Here is a 15,306-nt window from a genome sequence, read left to right on the forward strand (position 1 = left end):
GATCCGCAGTTCGCCACCCCGAACGCACCGCGCTCCTTTCAACCGAGACAAGCACCCAAGCCGACCGCCATGCGCCAGCCAGCACCTACTCCTGCCATCACCGCCACCGCCAGTTTCCAGTCCCTGCAAGCGCACAGCGCCAGCCTGCGCGACGTGCATCTGCGCCAATTGTTCGCGGCCGACCCCGCGCGCTTTGCCAGCATGACGGTGGATGCGGCCGGCCTGCTGCTCGATTACTCGAAGAACCGGGTCGACGCCACCGCCATGGGCCTGCTGATGGACCTGGCCCGCGAGCGCGGCGTGGAAGCGCAGCGCGAAGCCATGTTCACTGGCGAGAAAATCAATCTTACCGAACATCGGGCCGTTCTGCATACCGCCTTGCGCGCGCCACGCGGCACGAAGCTGGTGGTCGATGGCCAGGATATCGATGCCGACGTGCAAGATGTGCTGCAACGCGTCAAGGCGTTTACGGACAAGGTGCGCAATGGCAGCTGGCTCGGCTACACGGGCAAGCCGATTTGCGACATCGTCAACATCGGCATCGGCGGCTCGGACCTGGGCCCGAAAATGGCGTGCCTGGCGCTGCGTTCCTACGCCAACCCGGGCCTGGAAATGCACTTTGTTTCCAACGTCGACGGGCACGACATGGAAGCAACCCTGTCGAAAGTCGATCCGGAAACGACGCTGTTCATCGTCGCCTCGAAAACCTTCGTTACGGCTGAAACCATGCTCAACGCCAACACGGCGCGCGCCTGGTTCCTGCTCGAAGGCGAAGAAAGCGACTTGGCCAAGCATTTTGTGGCCGTCTCGACCAACACGCAAGCCATCGTCGACTTCGGCATTTCGCCGGACAACATGTTCCCGTTCTGGGACTGGGTCGGCGGCCGCTATTCCGTCTGGTCGTCGATCGGCCTGGCCGTGGCGCTGTCCGTCGGCTTTGAATACTTCAGCGATTTCCTCGCCGGCGCGCATGCGATGGACCAGCACTTCCGCCAGGCCCCGCTGGAACAGAACATGCCCGTGGTGCTGGCCATGGTGGGCTTCTGGAACCGCCAGTTCCTCGATTGCGGCTCCGTTTCCATCGCGCCTTACCACCAGGACTTGAGCCGCTTTGCTGCCTATCTGCAACAGTTGGACATGGAAAGCAACGGCAAGCGCGTCACCAAGGATGGCGTGCCCGTCGGCGTGCCGACCGGCCCCGTCATCTGGGGCGATTGCGGCACGAATGCGCAGCACGCGTATTTCCAGCTGCTGCACCAGGGCACCGACATCACGCCCATCGACTTCATCGCCGCCCTGCGCGCCACGCACGATTTGCCCGGCCACCACGACGCCCTGCTGGCGAACTGCTTTGCCCAGTCGGAAGCCTTCATGACGGGCAAGACGGGCGAGGAAGTGCGTCTTGACTTGCAGGCGCAAGGCTTGCCGGACAGCGAGATCGAAGCGCTGGTGCCGCACAAGACGTTCCCCGGCAACCGCCCCAGCAATACCATTTTGATGGATCAGCTGACCCCGACCACCCTGGGCGCCCTGATCGCACTGTACGAACACAAGACCTTCGTGCAGGGCGTCTTGTGGAATGTCAACAGTTTTGATCAGTGGGGCGTGGAACTGGGCAAGGTGCTGGCCAAGAAAATCCAGGCCGAACTGACGGGCGAAGCCCGTCCCGACCATCACGACAGCTCGACCAATGGCTTGATTGCCCTGGCGAAAGCCGCCAAGGCGGCGTATTAACTTAATTGAGGTTTATGAATATTTACGAGATCAAAGTAGTCAGCGACAAAGCCATGCAAGTGGGCGAATGCCCGCTATGGCATGGCAAGGAAGCGGCCCTGTACTGGGTCGACATCGATGGCCGCGCCGTGCACCGCCTGCACCCCGCCAGCGGCAAGCATGAACAGTGGAGCATGCCGACGGAGCCGTCGGCGCTGGCCATCAACGCGGGCGGCGGCCTGATCGTGGCCTTGCGCAGCGGCTTTGCCCACCTCGACACGAAGACGGGCAGCCTGGCGGAAATCGCCCCGGCGCCGTTCGACATGGCCACCACGCGCTTCAACGATGGCAAAGTCGACCCTGCCGGACGCTTCTGGGTCGGCACGATTTTCGAGCCGCGCAACGCCGATGCGGCAGAAATGTTCGTGCTGGAAAAGGGCAATGTGCGCAAGGTCTGGTCGGGCGGCATGACCGTATCGAACGGCCTGGGCTTTTCCCCGGACAAGCGCACCATGTACCACTCGGATACCACCACGCACCGCATCGACCGCTTCGATTTCGACGCGGCAAGTGGAGCCATTTCCGCGCCGCAACCATTCCAGCGTTTTTCCACGGACAAGAAAGCCTTTGATTACGGCGGGCGCCCCGATGGCGCGGCCGTCGACAGCGAAGGCAATTACTGGTCGGCCATGTTTGAAGGCGGCAAGATCTTGCGCTTCGCCCCCGATGGCCATCTGCTGGGCGAAATCGCCGTGCCCGTGCGCTGCCCCACCATGGTGACGTTCGGCGGCCCGGACCTGCGCACCCTGTACATCACCAGCGCCAGCCATAATCGCTCGGCAGAGGAAATTGCCAACTACCCTTTGAGCGGCCACGTGCTGTCCGTGCGCGTGGACGTGGCGGGACAGCCGGAACACCTGTATCAGGCGTAATCGTTTGCCCGCATAAAAAAAGCGCCGGACCCTCGCGGGTACCGGCGCTTTTTCACATGCGAGCGCGCAAATCAGCGCGCCAGCACTTTACGGATCGTCTCCGCCAGTTCAGCCGCCACAAACTTGGCGACATAACCATCGGCGCCCACGCCCTTGACGTGGTCTTCGTTGGTCGAGCCCGTCAGCGACGAGTGGATCACCACGGGGATGTTGGCGAAGCGGCCATCGTTCTTGATGTTGCGCGTCAGGGTAAATCCATCCATTTCCGGCATTTCCAGGTCGGTCAGCACCAGCGCAACCTTGTCTTTCGCCGTCTTGCCTTCCGTGGCGGCCTGGGCCGAGATCGCCTGCAGGCGCTCCCACGCTTCCTTGCCCGTCTTGGTCATGATGAAAGGCACGCCCATCGCTTCGAGGCCCTTCTCGATCAGCGAACGGGCCAGCGAGGAATCGTCGGCCGCGAGGATCACGGCGCCGGCCGGCAAGCGCACTTGCGGGCCGATGCTGTTCTCGTCCACGTCCGGGTCGCCCGACGGCAGCACGTTGCGCAGGATTTGTTCCACATCAAGCACTTGGGCCAGACGCGTCTTGTCCGTGTCGCCATCGAGGCGCGCGATGCTGGTGACGAGGCCGCCGCCGACGCTCGATTCGGCCGACAGCACCTGATTCCACTCCAGGCGCACGATTTCATCGACCTCTTCCACGGCAAACGCCTGTGTCGAGCGGGCAAATTCGGTCACCATCAGGATCTTCAAACCATTGCTCTTGCAGCCGACCGCCATCGGCAAGTCGATCACGGGCACGATCTGGCCACGGATGTTGACCACGCCCAACATGTGGGGGTGCGAACCGGCTACGGCCGTGATGGCCGGCATTTCCATGATTTCACGGACTTTGAACACATTGATGCCGAATAGTTCGCGGCTGGTCGAGTGATCACTAGTGCCCAGCTTGAACAGGAACAGTTCGAATTTGTTATTGCCTGTCAGGCTGGTGCGTTCATCGACATCTTGCTGCATTGAATTCATTGTGTCCCCTTGAGCCGTCTTGTAAAGTTAAGTCGCCTGCCCTGATGCTGCGGACAGTGCGGACTGCACGTCGCATGGACGTCGGATGGCGGGTTCGGGGCATGGCCGGCGCTAGCGGTGCAGTGTATATCGTACAATTTCTTACAACCAATAGTTGCTATCGATTCGAGCTTGAATTATACGGTTTTTTACTTTCTTCAAAGCTACTTTACGCTGCCAACAGCGATCCTGACAGTATTTCTTGATTTGCTTGTTGCTACAGCGCAAATGATGATGGAGAGAATCGAAAATTTCCCTGGCAACCATGGTTGCTTTGAAAAGCCAATGCAAAGCAGGACGCTGCGCCGGCGCCGGCGAACGGCATATAATGGCCGTGCTGGCATCGCTGGCATGCATACCGGGCAAAATGGCGACGGCAGCGGAGAGAATGTAGTAAAATTTCTTGCAATTGCCCGTTCTACGTAGTAAATTTACACCATCGATTATAGTAGCGACAGACTGGCACTTCCGGTCGGCTTCCTCCCCGCTCCGGCCCTTTTACTTTTGCGACGACACTCACTTATGGCACTTACCGATTTTGACCTGGTCCTGTTTGGCGGCAGCGGCGATTTAGCAATGCGCAAGTTGTTGCCTGCAATGTATGCGCGCGACGTCGCGAACGATTTGCCGCCGACGGCGCGCATCATCTGTGTGGGCCGCCAGGACAGCGGCCAGGATGCCTTCCTGAAAATGGTAGAGACCAACTCGCGTCCCCACATCAAGGCCAGCACCCTGAATGCCGCCACCTGGAGCAAATTCTGCGCGCGCATCGTGTATGTGTCGCTCAACGCCAGCGATGCGGCCACGTACGCGCCGCTGGTCGAAGCGCTGCGCGGCGATGCCGATCTGACGCGCGTGTACTACCTGGCGACGCCGCCGCATTTGTTCGCCCTCATCTGCGACAACCTGGAAGACAACGGCCTGGTGACGCCGAATTCGCGCGTGGTCCTGGAAAAGCCGCTGGGCCGCGATTTGGCCAGCGCCAAGCAGATCAATGCCGAAGTGGGCAAGGTCTTCCAGGAATCGCAGATTTACCGCATCGACCATTACCTGGGCAAGGAAACCGTGCAGAACTTGCTGGCCCTGCGCTTCGGCAACATCCTGTTCGAACCGCTGTGGCGCCGCGAATGGATTTCCGACGTGCAGATCACCATCGCCGAAAAGCTGGGCGTGGGCAACCGCATGGGTTACTACGACACCTCGGGCGCGCTGCGCGACATGCTGCAAAACCACTTGCTGCAACTGCTGTGCATCGTCGCCATGGAACCGCCGACCTCGATCGCGCCGGACGCCGTGCGCGATGAAAAACTGCAAGTGCTGCGCTCGCTGAAAAAATTCACGCCCACCACCCTGGCGCAGAACATCGTGCGCGGCCAGTACCGCGCCGGCCACGTCGATGGCGCCACCGTGCCGAGCTACCGCGACGAGCCGGACGCGCCGGAACACTCGCGCACCGAAACCTTCGTTGCCCTGAAGGCGGAAATCGACACCTGGCGCTGGGCCGGCGTGCCGTTCTACCTGCGCACGGGCAAGCGCATGGCTGACAGCCTGGCCGAGATCGTCGTGCGCTTCAAGCAGATTCCGCACTCTATCTTCAACCAGCCGACGTCCAGCTTCCAGCCGAACTGTCTGGTGATCCGCTTGCAGCCGGACGAAGGCTTGCGCATGAACCTGATGGCGAAAACCCCGGGCGACGGCATGCGTCTGAAACCGGCGGAACTGGAACTCGATTTCCGCGAATCGTTCAAGACCCCGCGCATGGATGCCTACGAGCGCCTGCTGCTCGACGTCCTGCGCGGCCAGCTGACCCTGTTCATGCGCGGCGACGAACTGGAAGCGGCGTGGGAATGGGTCGAACCGATTCTCGACAACTGGGAACAGAACGACAGCGCGCCGATTCCCTACACGGCCGGCACCTGGGGCCCCGCGGCCGCCAGCGCCCTGATCGGCCGCGATGGCTTGCAGTGGCGTGAAGAGGCGCTTCCTGAAGACTAGTTTGGAAGCGCAAGGAGTCTGGCCTTGCAAGGCCAGACCGTTACGCAGGCGTGGAGCGGTGCTCCACGAATTCCCTGCTTCACCGTTGCCAGTCCCCGAGTTCCCGAAAACTAACCCAGAAGATTACCCTGATGCTGCTTGACTCCATCCGCACCCAGCTCGATTCGCTCTCCAAGTCGGAGAAGAAGGTCGCGCTGGCCGTGCTTGACCAGCCGAACCAGACGGTCAGCCAGAACATCACGGCGCTGGCGAAAAGCGCACAGGTGTCGGAACCGACCGTGGTGCGCTTTTGCCGCACCCTGGGCTACGACGGCTGGCATGAATTCAAGCTGAAGCTGGCGCAGGGTCTGGCCCTGGCCATGCCGGGCGCGAACGAGCAGCCGGCGCAGGACGACCTGGCGGCCGACCTGGTGAATAAAATCTGCAGCCGCTCGATCAACACCCTGCTCGACCTGCGCAACAACCTGAACCCGGAAGCGATCCAGCGCGCGCTCGACATCCTGTCGCGCGCCAGCAAGATCGAATTCTATGGCCAGGGCACGTCGGGCATCGTGGCGGCCGACGCGCAGCACAAGTTCTTCCGCTCGGGCGTGCCGACGGTGGCTTACAGCGACCCGAACATCCACAGCATCGCCGCAGCCCTGCTGCGCGGCGGCGACTGCCTGGTGGCCATCTCGCAGCGCGGCAACAGCCCCGCCCTGGTCCGCTCCGTGAAACTGGCGCGCCGCGGCGGCGCCGACGTCGTCGTGCTGGCCCCATCGGGCACGCCGCTGGCCGACCTGGCGACCGTGCTGATCCCGATCGACCTGGTCTTCAATACCGACCCCTACACCCCGATTTCCGCCCGCCTGGCCTACCTGGTCGTGATCGACGTGCTGGCCGTGGGCCTGGCCCTGCAACGGGGGCCGGAGTTCCGCAAGAAGATGCAGAACGCGCAGAAGGCGCTGCAGGAATTCGACATGCAGTTCGACTCCTTCATCGGCTGATCCCCCCATCGGCTCCAGCCTCGCTGGAGCCTCTGCTTTGTGCGACAGGCATCAAGGCATATCAGCCGGTTTTCCGGAATGAAGAATAGGATGAATTTTACTATCGCCATCCACATTTGACACAACCACTCTCACCTCGTCATTTTCAAAAAAATGCATATAGATATCTCCTGGCCTATCATATTTTTCCACTTCCACCATTTTTTCTTTAATAATATGCTGTAGTCCATCCGGCATATCCCACCGCACCCGAACCATCATTCTGGGATACCACACTCTCGGGATAGAGGCGCAACAGATTTCTGCTCCTCCCGCCCCCCATCTCGCCATATCCGCGCCTCCGGCTCCATCCACCGACGCGGAGTAAATAAAATTCCCGGTATGGTTCACAATACCCACCTGCGCCGTCGCGGTAGGACTTGGGCGGGCTTCCTCGACCTGCCTGGCCTTGAGGGCACAGCCGCTCAGCAGCAGGGCAGTGCCAAGATAAATAATCCATTTCATAATTTTCACCTTGCAAAAAATGCCACGTGGTTTTTCTACTTCACTGCCACATACGGCAATAAAAATAGGGGACTGCCCACGCTTGAATGCCTCAAGAAAAAGTGATGGGAATCGGTCCAGAAAAGAAATTTTTATCGATCATCCTATCAAGGAAGATTGGCAGGCTTTCCAGAATGAAGAATAGGATGGTTTTTACTATCGCCGTCCACATTTGACACAACCACTCTCACCCCGTCATCGGGGAAGAAATGCATATAGATATCCCCGGGCTCATCGTATTTTTCCACTTCCACCATTTTTTCTTTGACAATATGCGTATGCTCTTCCGGCATATCCCACCGCACTAGAACCATCATCCCCGCATACCATACCCGCGGGATGGATGCGCAGCAAACCTCGGCTCCTCCCGCTCCCCATCTGGCCATATTGGCGCCTCCGGCCCCATCCACCGATGCGGAATAAATATATTTCCCCGTATGGTTGACAATACCCACCTGCGCTGTCGCGGTAGGACTTGGACCGGCTTGCTCAAGCTGCCTGCCCTTGAACGCACAGCCGCTCAGCAGCAAAGCAGTGCCAAGATAAATAATCCATTTCATGATTTTCCTTTCGGCTCCAGCCGCGCTGAAATCACGCTCTATGCGAGCGCCTCGATCCGCATTGCATAGCGCTGCTGCGCCAGGTAAATCTCTTCATCGGCTTTGGCCTGCGCAATATCCTGTGTTAAGTTTTCACTCCACACGAATTTTTCGGGTGCTTCTTCCGCCTGGATGCCGGCCGTCGGCATGCGTTGCAATTCCTTCTCGTGCACGCTTTTCCGGAAAAAGCCGCTTTGCGGGTAGTAGCCACGGCGCAAGATATAGCCGCCACCCTCGCGACGCGTATAGGTTTGCGTGGTGATCACCGCACTGCGCATGTCGGCGCTGTCGGCATCCGTACGGATTGGGTAGGGGGTGCCGTACTGCGCTTCCTTGACCAGTGCGTCCTCTTCCGGCGTCAATGCTTCGCCATTCTTCTGTTTCAATTGCGCAACTTCGGTCTTTCGGCTCAGTTCATACGCGCGTTTATAAAAGCCTTCTTCAGGCGGTTTATCGGCGAACGAGGCGATCTTGGCCCGTTTATCGTATTCCGTCACTTCGCCCGCCATATAGAATCCGGCCAGGGAATCGTGTACATAGTCGTCAAAAAAACGCATCACTTCGGGCGGCAGTGGTTTTGGGTGATCGAATATGTCGAGCGCCCAAGCTTCCCAGTCATCCAGCGGTGTATGATTTTGCGCGCGATAGTATTGCCAGTGATTGATGCGCGCAATATCCCGGGCGCTGAACGGTTTATCCTCATCGCCATGACGAAAGGCTTTGCGTGCGCGCAGCGCTTCCAGATCGCCCGCCAGCAAACGGTTGTAGGAACCCAGATCCTCCCGCTCCTGCGCGTTGGCCGCCTTGAAGCTGGCCGTGGCTTCCAGGGTCTTGACGCGCACGGCGCGCCAGCGGTAATACAGCTCCATATGCTTGCTCAGCAAGGCGCCTTGCTTGTTAAGCTCGGCGGTATATGCTTCCCATGCCTTGGCAAGCTCTTGACTGACCTGGAAATCATCTCGGTCCGTTGCCTCCAGTTCGCTGAACGGTATCAAAGGCACTCCCTTGAGGCGCGCCTCCTTGAACATATGCGCGAGCGGAATTTGCGACAACAAGGCTGCTTGTCCGCCGCGTCCCTTTCCCTGCTCGCCCGGACCATAGCCGCCTCCCACGTCGGAGTGCACGCCAGGAAAATACACTTCCTCGATTTTCCCTTCCAAGCGTGTAACGGGGAAATTCATGCGCTGCTCATGCGTGGCAATGCAATGCAAGCCTGCCTGAACGCAGCGAGGCAGCGGCTTGAGCAATTCATTGGCCCAGGCCCAATGGCCATCGAACATCGCGCCAGGCGCGATCGTGGTTTTCGCGACAGACGCCGAACTGCCCACGGTTGCCACCGTGTCGAATACGCCAAGAAAATCGATGCTGGCCGGAATGCCGGCAAACTCCTGCCCCTCACCTTTGCCCGGCGTGAGCAAATCGGCAAACAGCTGGCAGAATGCCACCGCCTCGGCGGCGCCACGCGAAAAACCGAACACCGACAAGGTCAGCGATGGAATATGCGGCTTGGGTTGTGCCGCCACCGCCACTTTGAGTTTTTCAATATGCTCAGCGAACCAGTCCGAGTGGGTCATGAAGCGCTCCCTGCCGGTTGAGGGATGCGGCACCTTTTTGTGGCCTACGGCATTATCATAAGTACGGGCAAGTTCGCCAGCCTTATCTGATTTATATAATGGAGTTTCATCTCCATAAACCGTTCGATGAATTGCATTTAAAACCTGCAATAAGCCCCAGATAATACGCGGCTGCCCTCCTTTGGCAAAAGCCTTCCCCTCGTCCGATTCAGTCAATTCACCAATTTCCTTAAATGGCGTTCCCACGCCAGGAATATAATTTCGAAAATATCCCGCACCCCGTTTATTCGAGGGAAAACTCGAAAATAGCCGCGCCACATTGCTATGGCTGGCACTATTGGGGTCGACCACAACATTAGCTATAGGAATGGGCTTTTTTGTTCTTGGATCGAGCACACCTGTCCTAACCCCATTCCTATCGCGCTCCAGATTATTATTGGTTCCATCAAAGAAAAGTCCAACCCTCACTGGAATACTGCACGGCGCGCCATCTTTCTTTTCACATGCCTCCTTGGCAATTTCGGATTGCTCTTTCGTCAACGGCTTTAAAAAAAAACCGACGGGAAACGGCGCGGAATGGGGAGTTTCACTGATCATAATATCAAGGAATATTGGCAGGTTTTCCGGAGTGAAGAATAGGATGAGTTTTTGCCCCCCCTCCAGCATTTGACACGACGACTCTCACCTCATCATTGGGGAAGAAATGCATATAGATATCCCCTGGTTCATCGTATTTTTCCACTTCAACCATTTTTTCTTTGACAATATGCGTATGTTCTTCCGGCATATCCCATCGCACCCGAACCATCATTCCCGGATACCATACCCGAGGAATAGAAGCACAGCAAACATCAGCTCCCCCCGCTCCCCACCTGGCCATATTGGCGCCTCCCGCTCCATCCACTGACGCGGAATAAATATACTTCCCCGTATGGTTGACAATACCCACCTGCGCCGTCGCGGTAGGACTTGGATTGACGTCCTCAACCTGCCGGGCCTTGAAGGCGCAGCCGTTCAGCAGCAAGGCCGCACCAAGATAAATAATCCATTTCATCATTTGCACCTTATAAAAAATACCACGCCATTTTTCATTTTACTGCCACATATGACAATAGAAAACATAGAACTCCCACGCGTCGCAAATGGTTTAAGAAAAACCAGGAAAATGTGCAAGAGTAGATTTTCATTGATCGCAATAAACTCCTACGGATTGATATTTTCCGGTTTTCCATAGTGACGTATCGGATGAGCAGTGCTATATCCGGGATAAACTGAAACCACAACCCGAACTTCATCGTTTGGAAAAAAATGGATATAAATACTTCCCGTTTCATCGTATTTTTCCACTTCCACCATTTTTTCTTTGATAACGTCGGTATGCCCTTCAGGCATATTCCAACGCACCAGGACTTTCATTCCCGGATACCACACTCTCGGGATAGAGGCGCAACAGATTTCTGCCCCCCCCGCCCCCCACCTGGCCATGTTGGCGCCTCCGGCCCCATCCACCGATGCGGAATAAATATATTTCCCCGTATGGTTGACAATACCCACCTGCGCTGTCGCGGTAGGACTTGGGCCGACTTGCTCAACCTGCCTGGTCTTGAGGGCGCAGCCGCTCAGCAGCAAGGCCGTGCCAAGATACATAATCCATTTCATGATTTTCCTTTTATAAAAATAGGCAGTTGAAGGAACAAGGCTAGGCAGCCGAGCGCGCCTGCCAGAAATCGTCGGGCAGCGTGTCGAGTTCGGACAGGTAATTCGCACCTTGGCGCGTGCGCCGCAACAGGCTGGCCATCGCCGGATGCACGGTAAAATCATCGGCCAGCATCAAGGCCAGGGCGCTGAAATGCTGACGCTGGCCTGCCGCCTCGATGCCGCTGGCGCTTGCCACTAGTAAATGACGCGCCACGCGCGCGTGGCACTCGGCCGGGGTGCCGGAATGAAACAGGTCCGGCTGCACATCATGCAGATTGGCCAGGATGGCATCGGCTTCGGCGGTATCCACCAGGGCTGCGAAGGCGGCGTCGCTGAGCGGAAATTTGTCAAACTCCGCCGGAACGGGACTGGGCAGCGCCTCGCCCTGCCAACTGATCAGGGAACCATCGCGCCGCAGCGACCACCAGCGGTAGATGGGGCTCAGCAAATGCGCATATTGGGTTTGCGTCAAGGCCGCCAGCAAGGCCGGCAATGTGCGCGTATCAGCCCAGCGCACGGGTAGCTCAATGACTTAGCTTGCCTTACACCGTCTTCGCTTGCTCCACCGCATCGGCAGATCTGTGATGGGCCATCGCGATACCGCGCTGTTCCTTGTGCAAAACAGGCAGCATGCCCGCATACTGAGCACCCGTCGGCTTGAAGCTATCCGATCCCATGTAAATCCGCCGGAAACGCAAGTAGCCACCGCCCATGAGTTTGCTCTCGCGTCCGCCCTTGTCCGGCTCGATCGCATCCATTTCATTTTCGGTGCCTTTGACCGCTTTGTATCGCAGCAATTGCTCTTTTTCAGCCTTGCTCAAATTATAGGGATTGGGTTTACCAGGGTCGGCATCCGGTCCGCTCTCCCAGTCACGGGCTCGCTCTTCCTGCGCCACAAGCAATTCCAGCGCATACCACAAGTCGGGAATGTCTTTCCCCAGCGGTTTGAACCACGCGCGCGAGTCATGTACGAACTGTTCAAAAAAATTGCTTACTTCGGCAGGTAGCGCCGGTTTGTCCCAAAATTCGGCGATAGGTTTCCATTCGGGATTACGGGGTTGCCCTCTACTGTTGCTCGTGCGCTGATCGATGCGCCACTTCTCAAAGCTTGCAACCTCTTCCTCCAGCTCTTTGTCCGCCATCGTGAGATCAGTAAAATCGAATTTCCCGCTTTTATAGCTTGTTGCCAGATTCTTGACATTCGGCAAATCTCCCATCTTGCCTAGCACTTTCTTGCGCCACTGTATGTACAGCATGTGCTGGAATTCCATGACCCTATGGAGCCGCAATGATGGCTCAGCTCCTTGCTGCGCATGGCAAAAGCCGATATACGCATTGAAGGTGGCTATTGTGCGCGGATCGATGCGAAAGGCCCGCTTCGTCTTTTCACTGGCCTCTTCCAGCTTCAGCGGCACCCCAGCCACGCGCGCCGCCCGGTACATCGTGGCCAACGTAATGCGCGACATCAAGTCGCCTCCGCTTGGATCTGTACCGCGCCCTTGTTCTTGCGGCAAATAGCCGCCTCCGATGTCCGAGTGAACGCCAGGAAAAACAATTTCCGTGCAATTGGCGGGAATATTGCCCAGGTGAGCAACGGAGTCCAAGGGAAAAGACCGGCGCACTTCATGCGCCGAGACCAGATGCAGGCACTTGCTTGGCCCCGGTGCCGTGGGTATTTTGAGCGACACTTCGGTGTCGGCCCAGCCACCATGTCCGTCCACCACCACGTTCAGGAGGGGTGCTGAAGCCGCCAAGCCAACCGAAGCGACGGTATCGAACAGACCCATAAAGTCAAACGTCACCTCAATGGTGCCAATACTTAACTTACGCTCCTTGAAGTCCTTGATAACGGCCAGTTGCGCAGCCTGGTTGCATAGTTGCGCATCTAGCTGGCATAACCAGATAAACCAGTTGGCAAACGCGCGCGCTTCGGCCGCGCCGCGCGAAAAACCGAACATCGACACGAAAATATTGATCACCCTGCCTTTCTTGGCGTCTTTCCCCGGCGCCCGAACCGGTACAAATGGCCGCAAATTGCTGTGCAACTTTTGCAAAGCTTGCGTAAAAGCGTTCTCCAATGCAGGTGAAGGCTGCACTTTGCTGGGCAAACTGAGCGTATTGAAGCCCTCTTTAAACAATTTATCGTCCACCAAAGGAGCATCGGTATAATATCTGTGCACATTATTGAGTGCTTCCACCAATGCCCAGATGATGCGATTCTCGCCCTTGTAGGCAAAAGCCAGACCGCGCGCCCGGTCGCTGCTGAGGATGCTAAATCCCTCGCCCGTATCGCCAACCTCGTCGAAGCGTGTGCCGACCCCGGGGACGTAGGTGCGAAAATAACTCTTGTGGTATTTTGTTTCCAAGTCCGGCCAGGCATCGCTGCCATGCGTGTCTTTACCACCGGGAAATGCGTGATACAAACGTGCCACATTACTATGCGAATGAAATGCCAGATCCCGTTTCATATTATTATTAGTGCCATCGAAAAAGAAGCCGAAAAACAGATTGACATCACATGGCGGTGGGAAACCGGGAAGTGGGCATTCACGATCTCTAATAAACTCAAAAATCTTTGGCAATTCATTAACTTCATCAAAAAATCCATCTCTGTCAGACGGATCATTTTTATCAACAGAATAGCTTTTGGCTAAAAAAGCAGTCATGGATTTCCTTCCAAGCTTTGGATGACTTTTTTCTGAAACTCAATGATTTCCTGAATCTCCTTTACCTTCTCATCTGGCAAAGAATTCCCTCTAAGCAACAGTCCTCTTTCCAGCGTAAGTAAGCTAGCTTTTTCTCTATTCAATTTCTGCTTGCGGCGCTCATCCCGATACTCCTTCGTCGGCACCGGATACCCCTTGATTTTTCCCGGCCACTCCGGTCGGCTCGGTCCGTAAAGCGACACCACGGCGCCAACGCTGCCATCTTCATAGACGATCAGCCAGATATCGCCCGCCTTCCCATCCGGATACGGTGGAACACTGACCGTCTCGCGATGAAAGGTCGGGTCCGGGGACAACTGATAGACCACCACCACCTTCAAATCCGCATGCCACTTTTCCGGCACGCTGAAACAGCATATCGATCCGCCCTGCCCGTATGGACGGATCGAATCGCCACCGCCGCCGCTGTTGGTATTGCCAGGATTTTCAACCGCGATGTAATCGACTTCGCGCGAAGAATAATTCAGCGCCTGAATGCTCGCGGCCATGGCGATGCCGGGTAAACATGCGGCCAGCAAGAGGCATCGCCACAGCCTCTGCCTGAACAAGACAATCATGACTTTGTCTCCACCGATAACGTCGACACATCGACAGAGGATTGCTCTGCTAGCCATAGTTCAAACAATGCAGCTGGCATTTGTGCCTGTGCAGGTTCAGCTAGCCAGGACGCAAGTTGCGGCCGTGCTTGCAGGCCTGGATTTTCGAGGCCAAATATACATACGTCAAATCGATCTGGCGGTGCTTCGAGCCGTGCATGATCGGCACAATCCAGCCAATATTCGACCAAGGCATGGGCGTGTTCTGCAGTATGGGGCTCTAACAAGCGAGGGCTAGTCGCGCGCACTTGGAACAGGATACCGTCGCCTTCCGCCGCGCGCATCAGTTGAGCGCATTGCTGCTCGCTTAACGATATGCCAACCGCCGCCGGAAGCGCCTCACCAGGCAAGGTCAAGTCATCCCAATCGCCGTTGCGCGTGACATATTGCCAATGGTGTGCCGGTCCGCAAAACTGGCCCAACTGCTGCGCCGTCAATATCTTGAAAAGCTGCGGCAAAATGCGGGTATCGGCAAACGACAATGCCACCGTATAGTCGGCGGCGTCAACAATGCACCATGGCGCCAAACGGGCCGCCAGTTGTTTCAACGGCTCCGGCGTGACAATCAAACTGAGCGCCGGATGACCATTGGCTTTCTCAAGCAGTCGTTCCCAAGTAAAACGACCTGCATCGCGAAACTCAACCAGCAGCGGAGAAACTGTCAAAGTTTCTTCATCAGCACATGGCGTACCGGCAAACAGCAACTCATATTGCAGGTGCTGCGCACGCTTAAGCAATGGATAACACGACTCGTCAAAAACACCATCGACCAGCGCATAAATATGCGCATCGGGAAATTGGCAGCGAAACGCCTGCAAGCGCGTGTGCAATGATGCTTTCCAATCTGCGGGAAACATATTAATACTCACCTATTCATGCT

The 15,306-nt window shown here is 57.0% G+C and carries 15 protein-coding genes; 5 read left to right on the forward strand and 10 right to left on the reverse strand.

Annotated features, from left to right (window positions below):
- Positions 1-69: 69 nt before the first annotated feature.
- Positions 70-1,734 (forward strand): glucose-6-phosphate isomerase, encoded by a 1,665-nt coding sequence (gene pgi, locus O3300_RS10695; RefSeq protein ID WP_305052905.1) that lies wholly within the window; start codon positions 70-72, stop codon positions 1,732-1,734.
- A gap of 14 nt (positions 1,735-1,748) precedes the next feature.
- Positions 1,749-2,645: an SMP-30/gluconolactonase/LRE family protein gene (locus tag O3300_RS10700; protein ID WP_289903950.1), complete on the forward strand. Its 897-nt coding sequence runs from the start codon at positions 1,749-1,751 to the stop codon at positions 2,643-2,645.
- 71 nt (positions 2,646-2,716) lie between these two features.
- Here O3300_RS10700 and O3300_RS10705 read toward each other — a convergent pair whose 3' ends face one another.
- Positions 2,717-3,670 carry a chemotaxis protein gene (locus O3300_RS10705; RefSeq protein WP_070281275.1) on the reverse strand — a complete coding sequence of 318 codons (954 nt, stop codon included), beginning with the start codon at positions 3,668-3,670 and terminating at the stop codon, positions 2,717-2,719.
- A gap of 171 nt (positions 3,671-3,841) precedes the next feature.
- Here O3300_RS10705 and O3300_RS10710 point away from each other — a divergent pair, with 171 nt between their 5' ends.
- The 3 genes from O3300_RS10710 to O3300_RS10720 all read left to right on the forward strand — a co-directional run bounded on the left by O3300_RS10710 (position 3,842) and on the right by O3300_RS10720 (position 6,690).
- Entirely contained in the window at positions 3,842-4,135 is a 294-nt protein-coding gene (locus O3300_RS10710) for a hypothetical protein (RefSeq protein ID WP_305052906.1), read from the forward strand.
- 96 nt (positions 4,136-4,231) lie between these two features.
- Entirely contained in the window at positions 4,232-5,704 is a 1,473-nt protein-coding gene (gene zwf / locus O3300_RS10715) for a glucose-6-phosphate dehydrogenase (RefSeq protein WP_034750861.1), read from the forward strand.
- A gap of 131 nt (positions 5,705-5,835) precedes the next feature.
- Entirely contained in the window at positions 5,836-6,690 is an 855-nt protein-coding gene (locus O3300_RS10720) for an SIS domain-containing protein (RefSeq protein ID WP_034750862.1), read from the forward strand.
- 51 nt (positions 6,691-6,741) lie between these two features.
- On the opposite strand, the gene O3300_RS10725 is transcribed toward O3300_RS10720, so the two are convergent.
- The 9 genes from O3300_RS10725 to O3300_RS10765 form a co-directional block, all read right to left on the reverse strand.
- Positions 6,742-7,194, reverse strand: coding sequence for a DUF3304 domain-containing protein (locus O3300_RS10725; protein WP_099666894.1), 453 nt, complete (start codon positions 7,192-7,194; stop codon positions 6,742-6,744).
- A gap of 146 nt (positions 7,195-7,340) precedes the next feature.
- The gene (locus O3300_RS10730; protein ID WP_305052907.1) at positions 7,341-7,793 is read right to left on the reverse strand and encodes a DUF3304 domain-containing protein; all 453 of its coding nucleotides are present in this window, start codon (positions 7,791-7,793) and stop codon (positions 7,341-7,343) included.
- Between the two features lie 38 nt (positions 7,794-7,831).
- A complete protein-coding gene (locus O3300_RS10735; protein ID WP_305052908.1) occupies positions 7,832-10,003 on the reverse strand; it encodes a DUF2235 domain-containing protein in 2,172 nt (723 codons plus the stop codon).
- A 4-nt stretch (positions 10,004-10,007) separates the two neighbouring features.
- The gene (locus O3300_RS10740; protein WP_099666891.1) at positions 10,008-10,463 is read right to left on the reverse strand and encodes a DUF3304 domain-containing protein; all 456 of its coding nucleotides are present in this window, start codon (positions 10,461-10,463) and stop codon (positions 10,008-10,010) included.
- Between the two features lie 146 nt (positions 10,464-10,609).
- Positions 10,610-11,065, reverse strand: coding sequence for a DUF3304 domain-containing protein (locus O3300_RS10745; RefSeq protein WP_305052909.1), 456 nt, complete (start codon positions 11,063-11,065; stop codon positions 10,610-10,612).
- 40 nt (positions 11,066-11,105) lie between these two features.
- Positions 11,106-11,621: a hypothetical protein gene (locus O3300_RS10750; protein WP_305052910.1), complete on the reverse strand. Its 516-nt coding sequence runs from the start codon at positions 11,619-11,621 to the stop codon at positions 11,106-11,108.
- Between the two features lie 25 nt (positions 11,622-11,646).
- Complete coding sequence (locus tag O3300_RS10755) at positions 11,647-13,770, reverse strand: DUF2235 domain-containing protein (protein ID WP_305052911.1); 2,124 nt, start codon at positions 13,768-13,770, stop codon at positions 11,647-11,649.
- Positions 13,767-14,387, reverse strand: a complete 621-nt coding sequence (locus O3300_RS10760; RefSeq protein ID WP_305052912.1) for a DUF3304 domain-containing protein — start codon at positions 14,385-14,387, stop codon at positions 13,767-13,769. Before O3300_RS10760 ends, O3300_RS10755 begins: the two co-directional genes overlap by 4 nt.
- Entirely contained in the window at positions 14,384-15,295 is a 912-nt protein-coding gene (locus O3300_RS10765; RefSeq protein ID WP_305052913.1) for a DUF4123 domain-containing protein, read from the reverse strand. The genes O3300_RS10760 and O3300_RS10765 overlap by 4 nt, the downstream gene beginning before the upstream one ends.
- Positions 15,296-15,306: the final 11 nt, after the last annotated feature.

Source organism: Janthinobacterium sp. SUN206 (genome assembly GCF_030587305.1).
In the GTDB taxonomy this organism is placed as follows: domain Bacteria; phylum Pseudomonadota; class Gammaproteobacteria; order Burkholderiales; family Burkholderiaceae_D; genus Janthinobacterium; species Janthinobacterium kumbetense.